General features: G+C 46.5%; 15 protein-coding genes. 8 read left to right on the plus strand and 7 right to left on the minus strand.

Going from position 1 to position 20,156, the window contains the following annotated elements:
• Positions 1-103: 103 nt before the first annotated feature.
• Together malQ and J4N44_RS25920 are read right to left on the minus strand one after the other, a co-directional pair.
• Positions 104-2,284, minus strand: a complete 2,181-nt coding sequence (malQ, locus tag J4N44_RS25915; RefSeq protein WP_005447424.1) for a 4-alpha-glucanotransferase — start codon at positions 2,282-2,284, stop codon at positions 104-106.
• Between the two features lie 375 nt (positions 2,285-2,659).
• Complete coding sequence (locus J4N44_RS25920; protein ID WP_005447423.1) at positions 2,660-5,113, minus strand: glycogen/starch/alpha-glucan phosphorylase; 2,454 nt, start codon at positions 5,111-5,113, stop codon at positions 2,660-2,662.
• A 567-nt stretch (positions 5,114-5,680) separates the two neighbouring features.
• Here J4N44_RS25920 and malT point away from each other — a divergent pair.
• The 8 genes from malT (at position 5,681) to sstT (ending at position 15,264) form a co-directional block, all read left to right on the plus strand.
• Entirely contained in the window at positions 5,681-8,389 is a 2,709-nt protein-coding gene (gene malT / locus J4N44_RS25925) for an HTH-type transcriptional regulator MalT (RefSeq protein ID WP_188014498.1), read from the plus strand.
• 877 nt (positions 8,390-9,266) lie between these two features.
• Complete coding sequence (locus J4N44_RS25930; protein WP_252045439.1) at positions 9,267-10,184, plus strand: polyprenyl-phosphate transporter; 918 nt, start codon at positions 9,267-9,269, stop codon at positions 10,182-10,184.
• 184 nt (positions 10,185-10,368) lie between these two features.
• A complete protein-coding gene (locus tag J4N44_RS25935) occupies positions 10,369-10,794 on the plus strand; it encodes a hypothetical protein (RefSeq protein WP_005437869.1) in 426 nt (141 codons plus the stop codon).
• A gap of 9 nt (positions 10,795-10,803) precedes the next feature.
• On the plus strand, positions 10,804-11,415 hold the full coding sequence (locus J4N44_RS25940; protein ID WP_252045440.1) for an SCO family protein: 612 nt from the start codon (positions 10,804-10,806) through the stop codon (positions 11,413-11,415).
• Complete coding sequence (locus J4N44_RS25945) at positions 11,405-11,872, plus strand: copper chaperone PCu(A)C (RefSeq protein ID WP_029788352.1); 468 nt, start codon at positions 11,405-11,407, stop codon at positions 11,870-11,872. Before J4N44_RS25940 ends, J4N44_RS25945 begins: the two co-directional genes overlap by 11 nt.
• A gap of 177 nt (positions 11,873-12,049) precedes the next feature.
• On the plus strand, positions 12,050-12,352 hold the full coding sequence (locus tag J4N44_RS25950; protein ID WP_252045441.1) for a PTS sugar transporter subunit IIB: 303 nt from the start codon (positions 12,050-12,052) through the stop codon (positions 12,350-12,352).
• 254 nt (positions 12,353-12,606) lie between these two features.
• Complete coding sequence (gene rsgA, locus J4N44_RS25955) at positions 12,607-13,683, plus strand: ribosome small subunit-dependent GTPase A (protein WP_017818391.1); 1,077 nt, start codon at positions 12,607-12,609, stop codon at positions 13,681-13,683.
• Positions 13,684-14,046: 363 nt separating this feature from the next.
• Positions 14,047-15,264 (plus strand): serine/threonine transporter SstT, encoded by a 1,218-nt coding sequence (sstT, locus tag J4N44_RS25960; RefSeq protein WP_009702838.1) that lies wholly within the window; start codon positions 14,047-14,049, stop codon positions 15,262-15,264.
• Between the two features lie 79 nt (positions 15,265-15,343).
• Here the strand turns inward: sstT and iolG are convergent, their stop codons facing one another.
• From iolG to J4N44_RS25985, 5 genes are all read right to left on the minus strand, one after another.
• A complete protein-coding gene (gene iolG / locus J4N44_RS25965; RefSeq protein ID WP_239911986.1) occupies positions 15,344-16,330 on the minus strand; it encodes an inositol 2-dehydrogenase in 987 nt (328 codons plus the stop codon).
• 21 nt (positions 16,331-16,351) lie between these two features.
• Positions 16,352-17,179, minus strand: a complete 828-nt coding sequence (locus J4N44_RS25970; RefSeq protein ID WP_009698034.1) for a sugar phosphate isomerase/epimerase family protein — start codon at positions 17,177-17,179, stop codon at positions 16,352-16,354.
• A gap of 185 nt (positions 17,180-17,364) precedes the next feature.
• On the minus strand, positions 17,365-18,198 hold the full coding sequence (locus J4N44_RS25975) for a MurR/RpiR family transcriptional regulator (RefSeq protein WP_005447408.1): 834 nt from the start codon (positions 18,196-18,198) through the stop codon (positions 17,365-17,367).
• A 72-nt stretch (positions 18,199-18,270) separates the two neighbouring features.
• Positions 18,271-19,098 (minus strand): class II fructose-bisphosphate aldolase, encoded by an 828-nt coding sequence (locus J4N44_RS25980; protein ID WP_005437843.1) that lies wholly within the window; start codon positions 19,096-19,098, stop codon positions 18,271-18,273.
• Between the two features lie 10 nt (positions 19,099-19,108).
• The gene (locus tag J4N44_RS25985; RefSeq protein ID WP_047514349.1) at positions 19,109-19,978 is read right to left on the minus strand and encodes a 5-deoxy-glucuronate isomerase; all 870 of its coding nucleotides are present in this window, start codon (positions 19,976-19,978) and stop codon (positions 19,109-19,111) included.
• Between the last annotated feature and the right edge of the window lie 178 nt (positions 19,979-20,156).

Consider the following 20,156-nt stretch of genomic DNA (forward strand, 5'->3'; position numbering starts at 1 on the left):
TACTTCATCCTAACGGATTGTGCCGATTTAATGAGTGACCTAGGCTGTACTTTCGTACCTCAGCGCAATTAAATTCGCGAACTCCTACATCACCCATTCCACCTTATTTGCTCGCTTTCGCACGCACTTCAGTGAGGCGCTTAGAAATACGGTTAACGTCTTCACGGCTGAAGATTTCGTCAAGGTTCATCGATAGTTTACGACGCCAGTTTGGATACTCGTCAACAGTACCTGGAATGTTTACCGGTTGGTCCATTTCTAGCCAGTCTTCAAGCTGAACACTCAGTAGTGCTGAGTCACCCGCAGCCACATGCAGTTGCAATGCTTCACTTAGGTAACCATCCATTGGTACGTACTGCGCATCATGACCGATACCTTCTGGTAGGTAACCATGCCAACGAACACTGTCTAGAATGCCTTGTTTGCACTTCAAACGATCATCAAACAGACCTTCCAGTTGTTGCTCGTCTGGGTACAGACCGATCTCTCGACCCATCTTCAAGTCATCACAGTGCCAGAAGCCACGTAGGGTTGGCATATCGTGTGTACACAGCGCTGCCATTGACTGCTCAGCGTAATGCTTCGGAGAAATGAAGCCGCCGTCGTCTTTTGATGTTTCGAAGAAGAATACTTTGTATGAGTGAACACCTGCGTCACGAAGGATATCAACGATTTCATCAGGCACGGTACCCAAATCTTCACCGATTACAGAACACTGATGACGATGAGATTCTAGCGCTAGGATTGCTAGCATATCTTCAACTGGGTAGTACAGGTATGCACCTTCTGTTGCCTTCTCACCTTTTGGAATCCACCAAAGGCGAAGCAGACCAAGAACGTGGTCAATACGCAGTGCGCCACAATGCTTCATGTTTGCACGTAGCAACTTGATGTACGCGTCGTAGCCTGTCGCTTCCAACACTTGTGGGTTTAGCGGAGGCAGACCCCAGTTTTGACCCAGAGGACCAAGGATATCTGGTGGCGCACCGATGCTTGCATCCAGTACTAGGTTGCCATCATCAGCCCAAGTCTCGCTGCCTGAATCTGCAACACCAACAGCAAGGTCACGGTATAGACCAACCGCCATGCCTTTTTCTTCTGCAAGAGCCTGTGCTTCTTTGATTTGATCGTCTGCAATCCACTGTAGGTACATGTACAGGTGAACACGGTCAGAGTTGTCTTTGATGTACTTCTGAGTTGCCGCAGCATCAAACGTACGGAATTTCTCAGGGAATACCGGCCAGCCCCAAACACTTGAATCTTCAGCGTGTAATTCACCATGCAGAGCATCAAATGCCGCTTGGTGAAGTAGGCTCTCACCGCCAAGTTCTACAAACTCTAGGAACGCGCGCGCACGATCAGTGTTCTTGTCTAGATGACGTGCTTTGAACTCGCTAAATAGCAGCGGAAGAATGTTCATCTTAAGCTCAGAAACCTCGGTGTAGTTCACCCAGTGTGCTTCACGAGCTTTTTGCAGACGCTGTTGGAACTCAGCGCTGCCAACGCGTTGTTGTGCTTCTGCACTTAGTGCAAATTCAGGCACAGAGCTTACGTCGATGTACATGATGTTCAGCCAACGACGAGAAGACGGGCTGTATGGGCTCGCACCTTCAGGGTTCGCTGGGAACAATGAATGAATTGGGTTCAAACCAATGAAGTCACCGCCACGAGAGGCGATATCACTGACCAGCTGCTTAAGGTCACCAAAGTCACCGATACCCCAGTTGTGCTGAGTACGCAGTGTGTATAGCTGAATGCTTGGACCCCATAGCTTTTTATGCTGGTTTAGATCTTCTTGTTTGAAACACGCTTTCGGTGTGATGATCAGCGACATTTCGTAAGGTGTCTTACGGCGTTTACGGCTGATGATCAGTTTGTGGTAACCCCATGCCAAATTCTTTGGCAATGCAAACACTAGAGGGCCACCCTCAGCTCGTTCATCACGAACAATTTGCGACTGAAGATAGCCTTCAAGTACCTCTCCTTGTTCTGTTTCTAAACGCCAGCTAAATTCACTCTCACGAGCACTCGTACCTAGGTTTAGTTCCACTTCGACTGGGTCGCCGTCGCGTAAAACAAGAACAGGGGCTAGTACGTCTTTCTTATGTTTTTTCTCAGCAGAAGCCAATAGCTTCTCATCGCTGCTAGTATCGTAGCCAAGTGAAGTGAGCAAGCGGCGTAGTGTCTCCTCAGAAACTTTTGCCTCGTCTCCCCACGCGCTGACGTAGCTATCAGCTAATCGCGCCATGTCTGCGACTTTCTTTAATGCTGTTTGTTCTTTCATCGCTTTCTCCGAAGGTAATACCAACACCTTCCATGTAGGGTTTTATTGTTATCAATAACTAATTCTTGAAAATGACCAAAGGTAGCACTCGGCTACCTTGGTCTTATACCCAAGTGACCTCAAGATGCACAGTTCAGAGCGTTGTCATTGATTCGAGTTCAAGGAAAACAACGCCGTGGAATAGCAGCCTCTTTCCTAGTTGTTTGACACCGAAATCGGGTCAATGACACGCTCCCAGAGGGCGAGTTGCCTTGTCTTACATGCTTCGTTAACAATTTTTGATATAGAACCACTATATCTTCAAATCGTTGCCTTGCCTGAAAACCAAGTCAATCTCGCTGAACAAAGCATCCTGGGGTTACTTGGGTATCACTTTTAACGTTTTACCGCTTCTAGTTTCCAGATGTTGTTCACATAGTCACGAATTGAGCGGTCTGATGTGAACTTGCCAACTAGGGCAGTGTTAAGAATGGCTTTCTTAGCCCAGCCAGCTTGGTCTTTGTATTGTTTGCCCATTTCTTCATGCGCTTTCACATAAGATGCGAAGTCAGCAAGACATAGGTACGGGTCACCGCCATCGAGTAGGCTATCGAATGTAGCGCGTAGTAGACCTGGTTGACCTGGCGTAAACTCATCACCAGTTAGTAGGTCTAGAGACGCTTTTAGTAAGTGGTCAGCATTGTAGTAGTCGTAAGGGTTGTAACCAGCTGCTTTAACCGCTTTCACGCCTTCAACATCAAGACCGAAGATGTAGATGTTCTCGTCGCCCACTTCTTCGCGAATCTCAACGTTAGCACCATCCATCGTACCGATAGTTAGGGCACCGTTAAGAGCCATCTTCATGTTACCTGTACCAGATGCTTCTTTACCTGCTAGAGAGATTTGTTGTGAAACGTCTGCCGCAGGGATGATGATTTCAGCCATGCTCACGCGGTAGTCAGGGATGAAGACCACTTTCAGTTTGTTGCCGATACGTGGATCGTTGTTGATCTTCTCTGCAACCTTGTTCACTGCGAACATAATTTCTTTCGCTAGGTGGTAACCTGGAGCGGCTTTCGCAGCGAAGAAACATACGCGTGGCTCACACTCGAAACCAGGTTCGTTTAGGATGCGGTGGTATAGAGACAGAATGTGTAGCAGATCTAGGTGCTGACGCTTGTACTCGTGTAGACGCTTGATTTGAACGTCGAAGATAGCGTTAGTATCTAGTTCGATACCCATGTTATCTAGAACCCAATCAGCAAGACGCTGTTTGTTTTCTTTCTTAACAGCCATGAACTCTTTTTGGAATTTCGCGTCTGTTGCGTACTTAGCGATACCTTCTAGTTGCTCAAGTTTTGCTGGCCATTCAGGACCGATCTTATCGGTAATTAGCTTAGATAGACCTGGGTTACAGAACTTCAACCAACGACGTGGCGTGATACCGTTTGTTACGTTATGTAGACGAGTTGGGTACATCTCGTGGAACTCTGGGAATAGGTCTTTCTTAACCAACTCAGAGTGAAGTGCTGCTACGCCGTTAACTGCGTAAGAACCGATTACACATAGGTTTGCCATGCGAACCATGCGGTTGAAACCTTCTTGGATGATAGAAAGCTTAGCTTGCTTCTCACCGTCACCAGGCCACATCTTACGAACTTCTTGTAGGAAGCGGTGGTTGATTTCAAAAATGATTTCCATGTGACGTGGAAGTAGACGCTGGATTAGCGACTCTGGCCATGTCTCTAGTGCTTCAGGAAGTAGCGTATGGTTAGTGTATGCGAAGGTCTGAGAACTGATTTCCCAAGCCGCTTCCCAAGTCAGACCTTTCTCGTCCACTAGGATGCGCATTAGCTCAGGAATAGCAATCGTTGGGTGCGTATCGTTCAGCTGGATAGTCTCTTGCTTCGGTAGATCCGCTAGCGAGTAGCCTGCTGCTTCGTGGCGACGTAGGATGTCGCGTACAGATGCTGCAGAGTGGAAGTACTGTTGCATTAGACGCAGTGTTTTACCTTTCTCGTGGTTATCGTTCGGGTAAAGCACTTTAGTGATGTTGCCTGCGTCGATCAGTGCGTGCTGAGCTTCGAAGTAATCACCGTTGTTAAAACTTTCTAGTGAGAATGGCGCAATTGCCTGACATTCCCATAGACGTAGAGGGTAAACAGTATCTGATTCGTAACCTACGATAGGCAGATCCCAAGGCATTGCTTTTACAGACATGCCAGGAACCCATTTACGAACTTCTTTACCGTTTTCGTTTACCACTTCAACGTGACCGTAGAAGCCGATTTCTTGCGCTAGCTCTGGACGAGCCACTTCCCAAGGGTAGCCTTCTACACCACGCCATGCGTCTGGTGCTTCTTGTTGACGACCATCTTTAAACGACTGCTTAAATAGACCGTATTCGTAGTGTAGGCCGTAACCTACTGTTGGGAATTCTTGAGCCGCACATGAATCCATGAAACATGCAGCTAGACGGCCTAGACCACCGTTACCCAGTGATGGGTCGCGCTCTTCTTCTAGAAGGTCTGTTAGGTTGTGACCTAGCTCAGCCATCGCTTCAGTGATCTCTTCGTAAAGACCCATGCTGATTAGGTTGTTACCAGTCAAACGACCGATAAGGAATTCTAGTGAAAGGTAGTTAACGCTTTTCGCTTCTTGGATGCGAGCGTCTGCTTCAGTAGCAAGCAAATCACAAGTCGTAAACTCAGCCAATGCACGACCCATTGCTAGGTACCATGCGCGGCTATCTGCATTTTCAACCGTGTGAGCGTAAGTCACAGATAGGTGTTTCTTTACGCTTTCTTGGAACGACTTCTTGTCAAATTGTTTCTGTTGAGTAGGTTTCATTAAGAAATTCTCACGTCTTTTAGTAATTCATCTGCCATACATCGTGCATTTCCCTCTGTGAATAAACATCCTCCCATTTGTCCTCCCTACAAGGAGGAGGGGGTAGGGCGTAGAGGGCGTAAGCTTGCAAACTTAGTGATCCAAATCGCAACACGGCAGCCTATAACCCTATTCTTAGTGATTCGGATCACAGCCATCTGTGAGAAAGATTAAAATTTGTTCATGACGTTTTTTATTCACCCTTCCTACTCCAATGTAAAAACTGTCTTATCGATCACATTACGTCTTTTAACATTGATAATTTCTCCTTAATAGATGTGCAACTCTCTCTACATGGGATCAATACCATCGATGTTTAAGTGACCAAAATCACAAATAAAGGGCGTAGTTGGTGGCATTTGCATCAACTCTTGAGAATTAGGAAGTGGATCAAAGTAACAACCAATTCTGTTGTCGTAACATCCAAAACGACTCGCAAGCCTGTACACTTTTTATACAAACTAGAATTTAGTGGTGTGAGTCAGTTTCTAGTTTCGCTAGCTCAAAAAATTAAGGACAGAATTTATAATGTGGATTCCATCTAAACTTACTCGCCCAGGTCGCCTGCACAACGCAATCGTCCGTCCGCGAGTGTTGGACTTACTGCAACAAGCGCCTTACTACAAACTGGTATTGTTTCGCTCGCCGGCTGGTTACGGGAAAACCACCATGGCGGCACAGTGGCTGTCAGACAAACCCAATGTAGGTTGGTACAGTATCGACGACAGTGATAACGATGGTTTCCGCTTCGTTAACTATCTACTGCAAGCTTTAAACAAAGCGACCAACTACAACTGCTCTAACGCTCAAAAATTGGCTGAAAAGCGTCAGTTCTCTTCTTTACGCTCTTTATTCAGCGAAGTTTTCGCTGAAATGGCAGATTTTCAGCATGAGTGTTACGTCGTACTCGATGACTACCATTTGATCACTAACGACGAAATTCACGAGTCCATGCGTTTTTTCTTAAAGCACATGCCAGACAACCTTACTGTAGTGGTTACTAGCCGTGCGGCACCGCCATTAGGCACTGCGAACCTTCGTGTCCGTGACTTGATGATCGAAATCGGCAACGAAATGTTGGCATTCGATACCGAAGAAACCACACGCTTCTTCAACCAACGCATTGCCGATGGCATCGATGAAGACATGGCGAACAACTTACGTACTTACGTTGAAGGTTGGCCATCAGCGTTACAACTTATCGCCCTACAAGCACAGCATCAGAACCGCACTCTGGCACAAACCGTAGAGTCGGTGTCTCAGTTTAATCATGCACACTTATGGGATTACTTAGTCGAAGAAGTCTTTGATCTATTAGACAAAGAGACACGTCATTTCTTAATGCAAGTGTCGGTACTCGACCATTTCAACGACGAACTCGTCTTTGCATTGACGCAACGTGAAGATGCACTCGGCATGATTGAGTCACTCAATCGATACGGCTTGTTTATCTATCCACTGGAAGGTGAACAAAACTGGTTCCGATTCCACAATCTGTTTGGCGAATTTTTGTCGCATGAACGTCAAGCGCGTATTCCTCAACAAGAGAAAGATCTACACCGCAACGCAGCTGTCGCCTGGCTAAAACAGAAAGCACCGCATCAAGCTATTCACCACGCACAGAAATCTGACGACACTGATCTAATCGTAGAAATCTTGAATGAATTTGGTTGGAAGATGTTCAACCAAGGTGAGTTAACAACGCTAGAAGCGGCGATCAACCAGCTTGATAAAGACTTACTCTTCAGCCACCCGAAACTGTCGATGTTGCGCGCATGGTTGGCGCAAAGCCAACACCGCTACAACCAGGTTGGTGAGCTTCTAGCAGAAGCCGAAGAAGAGCATAAGAAACGTAATATCGAACTTGATTCTGGCTATCAAGGTCAAGCTAATGCCCTACTCGCTCAGGTTGCAATCAACAGCAACCAACCAGAGCGTGCATTAGAGTTAGCCGAGTTAGCACTGAGCCAACTTGACCCAACGGTGTACCGCAGCCGTATCGTGGCAACGTCAGTCGTTGGTGAAGTAAACCACGTACTGGGTAAACTTGACCGCGCATTACCAATGATGCAACAAACCGAAAAACTGGCACGTCAATATCAGGTTTACCACCAAGCGTTATGGGCAATCTTGCAACAAAGTGAAATCATGATCGCGCAAGGTTACGTCCAAGCAGCATTTGAGCTGCAAGATTCCGGCTTCCGCTTGATTGAAGATCAACAGCTTCAGCATGTTCCTCTTCACGAGTTTTTATTACGAATTCGCGCGCAAGTATTGTGGTGCTGGAACCGCTTGGATGAAGCAGAAGAGTGCTCATACAAAGGGCTACAAATTCTAGAAAACCACTCACCAAGTAAGCACTTACATAGCTACTCAATGTTGGCACGTATTGCGATTGGTCGCGGTGAATTAGACAAAGCGGGTAAGTTTATCGAACACATCCAGCACTTGATGAAACAATCCACTTATCACGTAGACTGGACGGCAAACGCATCGCTCTCTCTGATTTTGTTTTGGCAAGCTCGTGGCAACACAGAAGCAATTCAAGAATGGTTGAACACCGCAGTTCGTCCAGATTCAGCGTGTAACCACTTCTTGCAGTTACAGTGGCGCAATATTGCTCGTGCTCACATCAACCTTGGCCAATATGACGAAGCGCGACAAGCTTTGGACTTCCTACAAAGCGAAGCTCGTCGTACTAACTTGGTGACCGATACCAATCGCAACCTTGTGGTTGAAGCGGTATTTGCCGCGCGTCAGAAAGACGAAGAGCAAGCAAAAGCACTATTGAAAGAAGCACTAGTGATGACAAACCAAACCGGTATGGTCGGCAACTTCTTAATCGACGGTGCAACGATTGGTGGTCTACTAGAGAAGCTAAGTCTTCGTCATGAGCTGGGCGATTTAGAGCGTCACCGTGCTCAACAATTGATGAAAGACATCTCTTCAAACCAACGCAGCCGTTCGATTCACTTTGATGAAGACTTTATTGAGAAACTGGTGAACCACCCGAACGTGCCGGAGCTGGTTCGAACCAGTCCACTCACGCAACGTGAATGGCAAGTGCTTGGTTTGATCTACTCAGGCTTTAGCAATGAGCAAATCGCTCAAGAGTTAGATGTAGCAGGCACAACGATTAAGACTCACATTCGTAACTTGTACCAAAAGCTCAACATTGCAAACCGTAAGGAAGCGATTGTGACGGCGGAGAACTTGTTGCAATTGATGGGTTACTGATCACTCGAAAGAGAGTAGCTAAACAGGGGTTGGCGTATTGCGTCAGCCCTTTTTTTGTGGGCATTCATGCAAATTGCAAAGCCTGTAAGAAACGTTGTACATATATACGACTTGGAAAGGGCTGGCTATTACACGGCGTTGTTTTCATTGCGCTCGCATCAATAACAACGCTCTGAATCCTGCATCTCAAAGTCACTTGGGTATACGACAGACAAAAAAATAGCCAACCGCAATTAAGGCGATTGGCTTATGTATGATGTGAACAATGTATATTCACTAACAACGTCAGTTGGCTAGGTGACCCTCGGCTTAAGAAGGGTCGAAAAGGATTATGCATTAATCATGCCAATTTGAAAAGCATTATTTTTGGGCACAAGATCTCATATCAAACTGCCAAGATGTTACAACATTTGCAATATGCAAAGTCAAAATGCAAATTGCAGTTGCAAGTCGCAACACTGTGGCATAAGTGATAAATAAGTCACCAAACGACTTCATTCAACAAATTTATCGATTTTACGCTGACATTTATTCAATCACGCGTCCCTTTGCAGCTGATAACAAATCCGTTTCTTTATCGCGTATCTTTCTGTTTTTATTCACCTAAACTAACCAAAAAGCTTAACGTTGCTAGGTTCTGTTGGCCTTTCAAGCTGATTTTTACAGCGAGTGTTTGCCTAGAATGACTAAGCAATACACTCCTTTCCTTGCCTACAACGATTTTAACCATGCGCCCATCAGAACAAAACTTAACCACGAAAGTTCAACAGATCCTAGATAAGCAATCATTTAGATATTTTCCTCACCACTATTTCATACTTTTTTGACATCAATGTTTGTATACTCAGGACCATCTACATGACTTAGTACTTGAGAAATGAACTATCTAATCACCTACTTCAAAGGAATGGCGATGGGTGCAGCCGATGTTGTCCCAGGCGTATCAGGCGGTACCATTGCATTTATTACTGGCATTTATGACACACTGCTAGAAAGCATTCGACGTATTAACCCTTCACTTTTCTCGATTTGGAAAAAGGATGGCTTCAAAGCTGCGTTTAATCACATTAACGGCTTCTTCCTTATCTCTTTGTTTGCGGGTATTTTCACCAGCATCGCGACGCTGGCAAAACTAATCAGTTGGTTATTGGAAACTCATCCAATTCCAATTTGGTCATTCTTCTTTGGTCTGATCTTGGTGTCTGTCTACCACATCATTCGCCAAGTAGAAAAGCGTGACGCTATCCGTTTTGTTGCGTTATTGATCGGCATTGGTTTCGCCTACAGCATCACGGTGCTAAAACCACTTCATATGGAGCCAACGGCGATCAACACCATTCTGGCTGGAGCTATCGCAATCTGTGCGATGATTCTACCGGGTATCTCAGGCAGCTTTATTTTGCTGTTGATCGGCATGTATGCTCCTGTATTGGGCGCGGTAAAAGGTTTCCAAATTGATATCCTTGCGCTGTTCCTTGTTGGCTGTGTTGCTGGTCTGCTGTCCTTCTCTCACTTGTTGTCTTGGTTACTGCGCAAATTCCGCGATTTAACCTTAATGTTCCTAACTGGCTTAATGATCGGTACGCTACCAAAGATCTGGCCTTGGAAGGAAACGCTAACATGGCGTACTAACTCGAAGGGTGAGCAAGTGCCATTGCGAGAGCAAAACCTATCACCGTTTGAGTTTGAGCACATCACGTCTCAACCATCACAACTGTTGTTAGCCGTGCTCATGATGCTAGCCGCTATCGCGTTAGTACTTGGTTTAGAGAAGTTTGCGGATTCAAACAAGTAAATCTGAACCACAATTCCATCATTTAAGAAGCGGAGCCATTGGCTCCGCTTTTTTTATTTACGCTTTACAAACAATAGGTTTCAAATAGATGGGGATAGTGCACAATTTGTTGAAGTTACGAGTTTTCGTACATCCCATCTGTGCTAGGATGCAGGCAATGTTAAGTGATAAATACTGAATCTTAATGAAAGTGTTACAAATCGCAGGGATAGCCGTGGCACTGGTCGCTGGCTTTTACGCGCCTACCCTAATAAAAAACTTCTCTTCAGCGCCCGAGCCTAAGTCGCTCGATGAATACTGTTTCCTCTCTACTGAACCTTGTATCCAACATGATGTTGCGATGACGCTTAGCGTCGATACTGCTCAACCTCTTATCCCAGCTCAGCTCGAAGTCGAATGGCAAGACAGCGAAGCGGATCAGCTCGTATTAAGTTTGGTTGGTCGAGAAATGGAAATGGGCGAGCCAAAATTCATGCTAAAGAAAGTGGCACCAGGTAAATTTGTGGGTGATGTGACATTGCCCGTTTGTACACAAGATTCAATGACGTGGGTTGGTGAACTTTCCGACGGTAAAGACACCATCTACCCGGCCCTCAAAATGCAAAGATAAGGAATTGATATGAGCCGTAATTGGTCTCTCTTTCTCGTGGTTGCGTTTGTCCTTGGCTTTGGTACCAAAACGTACCTAGATGGACAAAAAGACGTAGAGAAAAAACAACAAGTCACTACCGAGCAAAGCGTGTTGTTTGGCGAAGGCGATAAACCTGTCGATATCTTCGATACCAGCGATGATCGCATTCGCATTGTTTACTTTGGCTTTACGCGTTGCCCAGACGTATGCCCAACCTCATTAGCCATGCTAGCAGGTGCACTCAATCAAATCGACGATGCGCAAAAAGCGCAGTTGCGCCCAATGTTCATCTCGCTTGATCCAGAACGTGACGAGGCAGATGCATCAGCCAAGTACGCCCACTACTTCCACCCGATGATTGAAGGCCTGTCCGCACCACTCGACGTGACCACCCCACTTGCCCACAAATATGGTGTCATTTTCCGTAAAACGGAGCTAGAAGGCTCAGAGCTGAAATACACGCTCGACCACAGCTCTTACTTTTACTTCTTGAAGCCTGACGGCGCACTCATCACTAAAGTGCCACACACCTTAACGCCTGCGCCAATTGTCGAAGCGATAACCAAACTAACAGCAGAAGGAAAAACCAATGAAAGCTAAGCATGCAATCAAAACGTTAGCCCTCTCCGCCCTACTTCTAAGCCCTTTGGCACAAGCAAACCTAAACGTGATGCCACACGAACCGTATGCACGAGCAATGGCGCCAGGTGCTGTGACGAGCGCTGTGTTTGTGACCTTTGCTAACCGAAGCCAAGAAGACATCAATATTGTCGCAGCAGAAACCCCTGCAGCAGGTAAAGTCGAGTTGCACGATGTGATTAAAGAAGGCGATGTAATGAAGATGCGTCAAGTAGACCACATCACACTCGCTGCAAAAGAGACCACCGAGCTAAAACCGGGCAGCCTGCATATCATGCTATTCGACCTTAAAAAGCCGCTTAATGAAGGCGACGAAATCGAAGTGACAGTGACTTACGACAACGACCAAAAGCAAAGCTTTACCGCACCAGTTAAAAAAGTCATGGCTGGAATGAAAAAGCACGAACATCATCATTAGTGCCTCTTCACTTCATCGATTCAAAGCTCCTCCAACGTGAGGAGCTTTTTTATTCCTCTCTCTTTTCTCTAAGCCGTATTCGCCAAACTATCAATGCATGATTTTGTGTCCTAAATCAGAGCGAAACAGCCGCTGCTGAGATATAAACAAGGCTTTGCTGCAAACGAGTTTCTCGCCATGTTAAAAGCCCTTTCTCGCGTATTTAAAATGCTGACGCAAGTAAATCCAAACCTAGAACAAGATGTCGACACCATCATTGACGCTATTGGTGGCATGAGTAATTTGGTGGAAACTGGTGCTTGTGCGACAAGGCTACGACTCACACTAAAAGACACCACCATTGTGAATCAAAAAGCACTAAAGGAACATGGAGCGCATGCTGTCGTGATCATCGATGAACGACATATCCAAATCATCTACGGCGTAAAAGCCAACACCTATTCACAAGAGATGGAAGAACGTCGAATAAAACACATATAAAACGCAAAGGAGTTGTAAGAATCGGAGCACAGTCGCTATACTCCGACCGTTAACTCACCAACTTAAGAGGAAATATGATGATTGTAATGAATAACACTAACTGGGCAGTGAAAGGGTAACGTCCAACTTTTTCTCGTGGCTAAGCCACACCACCTCCCTTCTTTGCCCGGTTTTCACCGGGGTCAGCTCTATGCGAATTAGACCCTAATGCGATTTGTATTAAGGCGCTTTGTTGCGTCTGGGATAATTCAACAATGAATAAAACACATTCTTTTTGTGAAACACTACTAACTCAACCTAACCCATTAAAGCTATTAGGTTGGAAACCCTTTTTTCAACAACAACTGACGTTAGACGATTACCAAGACACGCTTTTCGCGCGAGTGATTGCTCACCATCGTAGTGGTTACGTTGTGGTTAGCGAACAAGGTGAAACTCACTTACCTATCCATCCCTCGTTACCCAGCATGACCGTTGGTGATTGGGTAGTATTGGATGGTCAGCAACAGTTTTCTCGCCTACTTGAACGCCGTAGCTTATTCAGCCGCAAAGCCGCAGGTAGTAAGGTCGCCGAGCAACTTATCGCCGCCAACGTGGATACTGTCTTCATCGTTTGTTCACTCAACCACGACTTTAACCTCAGTCGCATTGAGCGCTATTTGGCACTCATCAATGAAGCTGATGTAGAACCCGTGATTGTGCTGACGAAAGCAGACTTATGCGACGATGCTGACGAGCTCAAAGCTCAGGTACAAAAGCTCGATCCGTTGCTTATGGTGGAAAGCGTTAATGGTTTGGATGAATCAGACGTTGCCAAGTTAATGAGTTGGTGCGGCGAAGGTCAAACCGTCGCATTTATTGGCTCTTCGGGGGTAGGAAAATCGACCTTAGTCAACACCCTGCTTGGCGAGCAAGAACAAGCGACTGGTGGTATTCGTGAGGATGACAGCAAAGGTCGACACACTACGACCTCGCGCTCAATCCACCTATTACCATCCGGTGGGATCTTAATGGATACGCCGGGAATGCGAGAGATCCAATTGGCAGATTGCGAGGCAGGCGTGAGTGAAACTTTCGCTGATGTTGAAGCCTTAGCTGATAACTGCCGATTCAATGATTGCCAACATCAAACCGAGCCAGGTTGCGCGGTTCAAGCTGCGATTGAAGATGGCTCTCTTGAGCTACGACGCTTTACTAACTATCAGAAGTTATTGCGTGAACAAGCCCATAACGGAGCGAGTCTCGCAGAGCAAAGAGCGCAGAATAAACAGTTCGGCAAAATGATTCGCAGTATTGTTGACGGAAAGCGCAAACGCCAACAGAGTTACTAGTTTGTTGTATTTGCGTAATCAATAGAACAAAGGAGGCTAACGCCTCCTTTTTTAATAACTTTATGAAAAACCATCATTCATACTTCGCCATACAAATCAACACAAAAGACCAATAACGATAACATTGAGCAAACATTTAAACTAAGAACAAACTAAAACTAGACACAAAATATTACCAAGTTAAGATATGTGATATTCAGCAAGATAATGGCTGGATTTATAAAAACAGGATAATTGATAATCAGGATGTCTTAGCAGCACAACCACAAGATTCAGCCCCTTCATGCGAGGGAACATTACGCCGTGTAATGACTGAATATTGCGCTGTTGCTGAGTCAAAAATTGCAGGAATGATGTATGCAAATGCAACACAACAGTCTCGTTGCCCGATTCGCTCGCGGTAACCTCGTTCTCCAAATCCTCGTCGGTATCGTCTTAGGTATTCTGCTTGCGACTATCTCGCCAAACCACGCAGAAAGCGTTGGTATGCTGGGTAGCTTGTTTGTTGGTGCACTAAAAGCGATTGCTCCAGTATTGGTATTTATCTTGGTGGCTGCGTCTATCGCAAACCAAAAGAAAAACCAACACACTTACATGCGTCCAATCGTAATTCTTTACCTAGCGGGTACCTTCTTTGCGGCACTAACCGCAGTAGTACTAAGTTTCCTTTTCCCGACCAATTTAACGCTAGTAACGGGCGCTGAAGGTGCAACACCACCACAAGGTATTGCAGAAGTTATCCAAACCTTGTTGTTCAAACTGGTTGATAACCCAGTAAACGCGCTAGTAGAAGCAAACTACATCGGTATTCTTGCTTGGGGTGTGGGTCTTGGTCTTGCACTTCACCACGCATCAGCAACAACAAAAGCGGTATTCGAAGATCTAAGCCACAGTGTTTCCCACATTGTTCGTTTCATCATTCGTCTTGCGCCATTTGGTATCTTTGGTCTGGTTGCCTCAACGTTTGCAACAACAGGTTTTGGTGCACTAGCAAGCTACGCTCACCTTCTAGCGGTACTACTAGGTTCAATGTTTATCATTGCGCTAGTGGTTAACCCTGCGATCGTATACTTCAAAACGAAAGAAAACCCATACCCGTTGGTGTTCCAATGTCTACGTGAAAGTGGCGTAACGGCATTCTTTACGCGTTCAAGTGCTGCGAACATTCCAGTGAACATGAACCTATGTAAGAAACTAGACCTAGACGAAGATACGTACTCAGTATCTATTCCACTAGGTGCGACCATCAACATGGCGGGTGCAGCAATCACTATCACAACCCTAACGCTAGCAGCGGTACACACTATGGGTATCGACGTTGACCTAATGACAGCGGTACTACTAAGTATTGTTGCTGCAGTATCAGCGTGTGGTGCATCAGGTGTTGCTGGTGGTTCTCTACTACTTATCCCACTAGCGTGTGGTCTGTTTGGTATCTCAAACGACGTAGCAATGCAGGTTGTAGCCGTTGGTTTCATCATCGGTGTGATTCAAGACTCTGCTGAAACAGCCCTAAACAGCTCAACAGACGTTATCTTCACTGCCGCTGTTTGCAAATCAGAACAGCAAAAAGCTCAGTAAGACTTAAGCATCTTTAAGATCTCAATAATAGAAAGGGGAGCCAATGCGGCTCCCCTTTTTGTTTCCTGCTAGGGATGACCTACAAACGAACCGTCTTCCCTGTTTGCATCGACTCTAACGCGGCATCCGCTAACGTCAGAGCAATCTCACCATCTATACCCGAGCAGCATGGTGCTTCGCCTTTAAGTACTTCAACAAAGTGTTGCCACTCTGCCACGTAAGCACGCTCATAACGCTCTAAGAAGAAGTACTTCGGTGTTGCGCCTACTTGCCCTATTTCTGTGCTGTGACTGACTAGATTTTCGGTCAGATTCGCCACTTGCAGCATGCCTTTCTCGCCATGCACTTCGAGACGCTGATCGTATCCGTAACCAGAACGGCGACTATTGTGAATCGTCACCATCGCACCAGAAGGGAATGTAAGCGTCACCACACTGGTATCGATATCTCCCGCTTCACCAATGGCAGGATCTACCTTGCAGCTGCCATGTGCCGTAACCGTGATTGGATCTTCCCCTAAGATAAACCGCGCCATGTCGAGGTCGTGAATCGTCATATCACGGAACATACCACCGGACGATTTGCTGTATTGTGCTGGCGGTGTCGCAGGATCGCGAGAGGTGATGACTACGCTTGCTGGTTCGCCAATTTGACCGTCATCCAGCGCTTTCTTAAGGCTCAAGAAATGCGGGTCAAAGCGGCGATTGAAGCCTAATAAGAACGGCACCTGATGCTGGTTTACTACGCCCAAGCAATCACGTACTCGCCCCAAATCAAGGTCGATAGGCTTCTCACAAAAAATCGCTTTACCTGCTTTTGCTGCTCGCTCAATCAAATCCGCATGAGTATCGGTTGAAGAGCAAATGCACACCGCATGAACGTTGTCATCCGCCATCGCCTCTTCTACGGTTTGGCGCTTTGTCTGCGGATACTGCGCACAAAACTGATCCGCATAGACCTCAAAAGGTTCGATAAGCGAATAAATCGTGGTTTCAGGTGAACGTTCGATATTGACCGCATGCACTTGACCAATTCGACCCGCTCCAAATAAAGCAATATTAAACATAGAAAATCCCTTATGTGTCGACTAGTCGAATTGATGCTTCATACCCGCCAACATATCTGCGGCGATATTGTAATAATCCCCTTCCCAGAGTTGGTCGTTGAGGAATTCACCAGAGTAGAATCCGTCGTAACCCGTTTGTCGAATCGCATCAACCCACTCTTTCAATGGCACTTCACCTTGTCCTAACAAGTAACCTCGTAGAGCGCGCTCATCAGGCCAAGCCTCACCCGGAGCAGGACGCTTGCCATCAGACAGGTGCACGTTGTAAATCAGCTCGGCATCGATATTTGCCACTTGTTCCAACGTTGCTCCGCGACATGCCCATAAGTGCCATGTATCCAGAACAAAACCAAAGTTGTCGCGGCCGACGGCGTCGTACAGGCGGAAGTAATCTTCCAATTTAGCGATAGGAGTCCAAGCCGCGCCTTCATATTGGAAACGGATGCCATAGCTCTTACCAATGTCGACAATCTGGCGAATGTTCTGTGCCGTGAGTTCGATGTTTTGCTCTTTAGTTAAGCCATTTAATGCCTCAAAAGCATTGAGCTGGATGGTAGGTGCACCCACGGTCTGCGCAAAACGGCACAGCGTTTCTGAATCTTGGAACAATTGACGTTGGCTGGCTTTATCTGTCACTTCAACCGCGCCAATGATGTCGATCGCCGTTGGGACAATGCCAAACTCATCCATACGTTGTTTGAGTTGCTCAGCGGAGAAGCCAGCTTGAATATAACGCCAGAGTTTTTCGGTGTGAATTTCGAGCCCTTGGTAGCCAGTTTCTTTGGCAAGTCGGACATCAGATAGGATATTGCTGTGCAGAGAGCACATGCCATGTAGAGCAAAACGCATCAGATTTACCTCTTCTCACTGCCCTGTACATTGCAGGACATAAGCCGAATTCAGCTCGAGCAAACCCGCAGCGCAACCGCTAAGTTGCACTTAATCAGTGGACAAAGGTATGGAGAAATCTGCGCGCTTTACTGCTTGTTCGCTCGCAGGATCGCGTCCCTATTCGAGATTACTGAGCGATGAAGTTACTTCACTTCTCGACAAATCAGACTCACCGCAATCGCCTGCGCCAAATACATGGAGCTGCTGAGCGAACGGAAGCCCATCAATTCGCCTTCTTGCACTTCAAAACAGACATCCATTTTGCTGCCATGAGGCGTCATTTGGTTATCAGTAATGCAGACAATCGGTACGTTCTTTTTGCAAGCATCATCAATCAGTTGGCTGGTTTCTTCCGCGTATGGATTGAAGGTGATAGCAAACAGAACGTCTTTTTCGTTCATTCGTCGAGTTAACGGAGACAACATGCCACCGTGATCATCCAAGAGCACTACGCTCTTGTCGGATTTCATGAGGGCGTACCAAAGATAGAAGGCCACTGGGTAAGCGCGACGAGTCCCCTGGATGTAGATGGTTTCAGCTCCATCCATCAGAGCCACTGCACGTTCCAGTTTTTGTGGAGAGACCGACATTTGAAGCTGTTCTAGTGCTTCAATGTTTGCGTGTCCGAAATCTTGGAAGATGGCTTGAGGCGAGTCATGTGGAACGTCCTCCATCTCACGAGCTTTACGAACGCGTTCTTTGTAATCTCTCGGGCGATTCAAATACTGATCGCGAAACAGTACTTGCATAGAAGTGAAGCCATCAAAGCCCATCGCATTAGAGAATCGACTCAAGGTCGACAATGGTACGTTGGCTTGCTTGGCAATGGTCGCCATGGTTTCTACCGCCACCAGCATCGGCTGGTCGGTTACAAAATCCGCGACTTGCTGCAAACGTCCGCTCAAACTGTCGTAACGCTTTGCGATTAACTCTTTTAGTGTGTCTAAATCTGCAGGTGCTTTCACTTCAACATCCATAGTTATACTGCTCTCCTATCAATGAACGCTTGGAGATAGAGGCCCCTTATAGTAACAAAAGGGGCCGCTATTTTAAGATAATAATTCAAAGTTTCGTACCGCTTCTTCTTTCACGTACGGCATCGCCTTTTGCATGAAGTAAATACGGTCAAACTTTTGCGGTTCCTGATTCATGTAATCGCGAAGATTATGACCCAGAGCCTGACGCAAACAGGTGCCAATATTGAACTTGGACACACGACTTTGCTTCAGCTTGAGCATGTCTTCATCGCGAATACCACTCGAACCATGAATCACCAACGGCACAGCCACAGCATTTGCGATACGGTCTAGGCGACCAAAATCGATAGTACAAGTTGGCTCGGTTAAGCGGTGAACATTACCGACGGAAATTGCGACACAATCTACGCCACTCTCTTCTGCAAAGCGCGCCGCATCTTCCGGTTCTGTGTAGATAGATTTTATGTGGTCGCGACCTTCTTCGTAAGGCACCGAACCAATTTCCCCCTCTACCGATGCTCCTAGAGCATGCGCCACTTCAACGACTTTCTTAGTGCGAGCAATGTTCTCGTCCAACGTCAGTTGCGAACCATCAAACATCACAGAACTAAACCCAGCTTTAAGCGCGCGAAAGACGATGTCTTCTTCGTAAGTGTGGTCAAGGTGAAGCACGACAGGCACCGTACTCTTATGCGCTAGATTTAGGAACATCGCCGCAGCGGTTTCGACGCCATAAAAGTCCACAACGTCTTTATTACACGCCAGAATTACAGGTTTGTTCACTTGCTCTGCCGCTTCAACAACAGCACGTGCATCTTCAAAGCCGAACACATTAAAGCAAGGGACAGCGTAGTTAGACGCCGCAGCCTCCGGCAATAGGTCATTCAAATTTACCAACATGATGATTCCCCTACTTAAATTTCGCGATCATGTCTTTGATGCCAGGGATCGTCTCCACTTGGTATTCGTGGTGCGGATCAAAATGCTGAATCAAAGATTTCTCTGTTTTGCCAACGATGATGGTGAAGTAATACATTTCATAACCCGGCGCCGCCACACTTGGGTGATAACCTTTGTCGATGGCGATCACAGAGCCAGTGCGCACATGGTAAACCGGACCAAAGTCGTCTTCATGCTCGTATAGGAACTGCGCACCAAAGCCGAAATCTGGGTTAAAGCGGAATTGGTACACTTCTTCATAAAGGGTTTCTTTGCTGCCATCAGGCTTAACACGATCTTCATCGTGCTTGTGTGGTGGAAAGCCAGACCAACCACCTGCACCAACGGTGAATAGCTCACTCACCAATAAGCGACCACGTTTGTCTGCGTTGGATTGACCCAGCACGTGTTTGATTTTGCGGTGAGTTTTAGTCTCATCTGAACCGTACTGAACCATGTCTACGTTCTCTTCTCGAACACAGAAAGGCTCCAGTGACGCTTCAAACTTACCACCCGCAATCATAACGTCAGCCTTGTCGCTCACACATTGGATGGTCGCGCGGTAGCCAAGTGGTACGTAAACCGCTTCTGGGTTGCCGTCCCAAACTGATTTACGTTTACCAATGTTGTCGAACGTTTCACTTTCACCGTCTTTCGTCACGGTGATGCTGCAAGTGCCGCCAGCCAATACGATGACAGACTCATACCCTTCGATGACATGGTCAAAGGTTTCGTTCTGATTCAAGAACACTTGGTTGAAGTAACATAGCGGCGTTACTTCGTCGTTCGCACCAATAATTGGTTCATTCTTGTTATCAAATGGTGGAATGTGTTTTCCCATTTTTCTTTTCTCCTCACAGCTCGTAGTGAAACGAGGCTGCCCTATCCTTCTGAAAGTGGCTTAACAAAAAAGCCGGGCCACGATGGTGTGTACGCGCACTGTTTGGTTACCCTCAAGTGACATACCGGCCCGGGAGACCAAACGCGCAGCAATGTGGTGCCCGAAAGCACCAAACCGT

This window comes from Vibrio sp. SCSIO 43155 (assembly GCF_023716605.1).
Taxonomy (GTDB): Bacteria; Pseudomonadota; Gammaproteobacteria; order Enterobacterales; family Vibrionaceae; genus Vibrio; species Vibrio harveyi.

Excerpts from the sequence above, each read along its gene's own strand:
- malQ (WP_005447424.1), bottom strand. The coding sequence starts at position 2,284 with ATGAAAGAACAAACAGCATTAAAGAAAGTCGCAGACATGGCGCGATTA.
- J4N44_RS25920 (WP_005447423.1), bottom strand. The coding sequence starts at position 5,113 with ATGAAACCTACTCAACAGAAACAATTTGACAAGAAGTCGTTCCAAGAA.
- malT (WP_188014498.1), top strand. The coding sequence starts at position 5,681 with ATGTGGATTCCATCTAAACTTACTCGCCCAGGTCGCCTGCACAACGCA.
- J4N44_RS25930 (WP_252045439.1), top strand. The coding sequence starts at position 9,267 with ATGAACTATCTAATCACCTACTTCAAAGGAATGGCGATGGGTGCAGCC.
- J4N44_RS25935 (WP_005437869.1), top strand. The coding sequence starts at position 10,369 with ATGAAAGTGTTACAAATCGCAGGGATAGCCGTGGCACTGGTCGCTGGC.
- J4N44_RS25940 (WP_252045440.1), top strand. The coding sequence starts at position 10,804 with ATGAGCCGTAATTGGTCTCTCTTTCTCGTGGTTGCGTTTGTCCTTGGC.
- J4N44_RS25945 (WP_029788352.1), top strand. The coding sequence starts at position 11,405 with ATGAAAGCTAAGCATGCAATCAAAACGTTAGCCCTCTCCGCCCTACTT.
- J4N44_RS25950 (WP_252045441.1), top strand. The coding sequence starts at position 12,050 with ATGTTAAAAGCCCTTTCTCGCGTATTTAAAATGCTGACGCAAGTAAAT.
- rsgA (WP_017818391.1), top strand. The coding sequence starts at position 12,607 with ATGAATAAAACACATTCTTTTTGTGAAACACTACTAACTCAACCTAAC.
- sstT (WP_009702838.1), top strand. The coding sequence starts at position 14,047 with ATGCAACACAACAGTCTCGTTGCCCGATTCGCTCGCGGTAACCTCGTT.
- iolG (WP_239911986.1), bottom strand. The coding sequence starts at position 16,330 with ATGTTTAATATTGCTTTATTTGGAGCGGGTCGAATTGGTCAAGTGCAT.
- J4N44_RS25970 (WP_009698034.1), bottom strand. The coding sequence starts at position 17,179 with ATGCGTTTTGCTCTACATGGCATGTGCTCTCTGCACAGCAATATCCTA.
- J4N44_RS25975 (WP_005447408.1), bottom strand. The coding sequence starts at position 18,198 with ATGGATGTTGAAGTGAAAGCACCTGCAGATTTAGACACACTAAAAGAG.
- J4N44_RS25980 (WP_005437843.1), bottom strand. The coding sequence starts at position 19,098 with ATGTTGGTAAATTTGAATGACCTATTGCCGGAGGCTGCGGCGTCTAAC.
- J4N44_RS25985 (WP_047514349.1), bottom strand. The coding sequence starts at position 19,978 with ATGGGAAAACACATTCCACCATTTGATAACAAGAATGAACCAATTATT.